The following is a 1,463-nucleotide window of genomic DNA, read 5'->3' as shown; positions in this document are numbered from 1 at the left end:
ATAAAACATTTGACTATAATATCTTAAATCAGTAAATTATCTGCTAATTTAAAACTATAGATGGATATGATAACTGGTAATCTTTTTCCTTCTTCTCATCCTTCTCATCTATTACTTGTTGTTCATGATACTGAATAATACTTTCTCTTAACGTATCATTCTCATATACAATTGTAATATACACACTTTTTTGTCCACCTCTTGCTCTATAGTAGCACATTGTCTCTCCTAGTCTCATTTTAAATTCCTCCATTTACTTTCCTGTTTTCATCATTTACTTTCGTGTTTTCATCATGTATAAATCATGTCTCATTAAGTTAATCCTATTATACACGATATCGAACATTTGTTCTAGTGTTTTTTAATTTTATATTTTAATATATGTACAAGTTCCTAACTTTATACCCTATTAATAAAAAAGACTAAAATTTTAACCAATGTCATTAAGTTAGATTGAAAAAGGAAACCTAGAAGTAGACACAGCAAACAAGCCCTTGAATAGATCCAAGAAGCGACAAATAAGATATTAAAGTTTATACTTTGGGCTAAATTAAGTTGAAGAAAGTGTAGAATCTAAAATATTTACAGTATAACCATTTTGTTGTAATAAAAAAATAGCTTGATTGAGCTGATAAGTACTTGGCATAACTGAAGGCTCTTTAATTACAGCGGTTAAATACAATTCATGATTAAAATCCTCTTCTTTAGAAAGTATATGGTCATACAGGTTAGCATGGTTCTAGCAATTGCGATTAGGGCACGCTTATGACCACGACGCCGTTTGATGCGTTCATATTTAATACGAAATGGACTATCTTTATCTTTAATAGCTGCCAAGGGCACATTGAACAAGAATAGGTTTTAGATAAGAGCCAGCTTTACTGATACGCACACTTTTCTTTTTACCTGCACTTTCATTATTTTTTGGTGTAAGCCCAGCCCAGAAACATAAATGTTTAGAACTATCAAACTTAGACATATCACTCCCTATTTCAGAAATGATGGTTGTTGCAGCAAGTTCTTTGATACCATGAATGGTACAAATACGATTGATTTCATTCTAAAAAGGAGGTGCAAGAATTGCTATGGTTTCGTCCATTAAATCAATACACTCATTAATGTAAGCAAAGTGCTTAAAGGCTACAGACATTTTGGAGACTTGTGTGGCAGAAAGTGTATGATTGGCAATAGAATATCCAATATCTGAAGTTTTAGATTTAAGCTCTTTATGAAGTAAAGATTCATAGTCTAAATCTGTATCTTCAGGAGAAGAAATCATATGATTAATAATAGCAGCGCTAGATTTACCGAAAGTGTCAGAAACAACACTAGCAATCATGATATTAGAGACGGTTAGGGAGTTTTGAACTCTATTTTTTCACTAGAACGTATACTAACAAGTTTACGTCTATAACGTATAACATCTTTAAGTTCACGAGGGTCTATAAATAATTTAGTGTATT

General features: G+C 31.4%; 3 protein-coding genes. All 3 read right to left on the bottom strand.

Annotation, left to right across the window (positions count from 1 at the left end; all coding sequences use genetic code 11):
- Nucleotides 1-43: 43 nt before the first annotated feature.
- The 3 genes from JCM14822_RS18565 to JCM14822_RS18560 all read right to left on the bottom strand — a co-directional run bounded on the left by JCM14822_RS18565 (nt 44) and on the right by JCM14822_RS18560 (nt 1,339).
- On the bottom strand, nt 44-238 hold the full coding sequence (locus JCM14822_RS18565; RefSeq protein ID WP_054744124.1) for a hypothetical protein: 195 nt from the start codon (nt 236-238) through the stop codon (nt 44-46).
- Between the two features lie 585 nt (nt 239-823).
- The gene (locus tag JCM14822_RS19795) at nt 824-991 is read right to left on the bottom strand and encodes an IS110 family transposase (protein ID WP_242861575.1); all 168 of its coding nucleotides are present in this window, start codon (nt 989-991) and stop codon (nt 824-826) included.
- Nucleotides 992-1,060: 69 nt separating this feature from the next.
- Nucleotides 1,061-1,339, bottom strand: a complete 279-nt coding sequence (locus JCM14822_RS18560) for a hypothetical protein (protein WP_054744122.1) — start codon at nt 1,337-1,339, stop codon at nt 1,061-1,063.
- Between the last annotated feature and the right edge of the window lie 124 nt (nt 1,340-1,463).

The sequence above is a fragment of the Cellulosilyticum ruminicola JCM 14822 genome (assembly GCF_001311925.1).
Taxonomy (GTDB): Bacteria; Bacillota; Clostridia; order Lachnospirales; family Cellulosilyticaceae; genus Cellulosilyticum; species Cellulosilyticum ruminicola.
Note: the sequence above shows the minus strand (reverse complement) of the source record. Positions and strands in the feature narration are given on the sequence as shown.

Bases quoted from the DNA above. Each gene is read 5' to 3' on its own strand.
- JCM14822_RS18565 (WP_054744124.1), bottom strand. From the start codon at position 238: ATGAGACTAGGAGAGACAATGTGCTACTATAGAGCAAGAGGTGGACAA.
- JCM14822_RS18560 (WP_054744122.1), bottom strand. From the start codon at position 1,339: ATGATTGCTAGTGTTGTTTCTGACACTTTCGGTAAATCTAGCGCTGCT.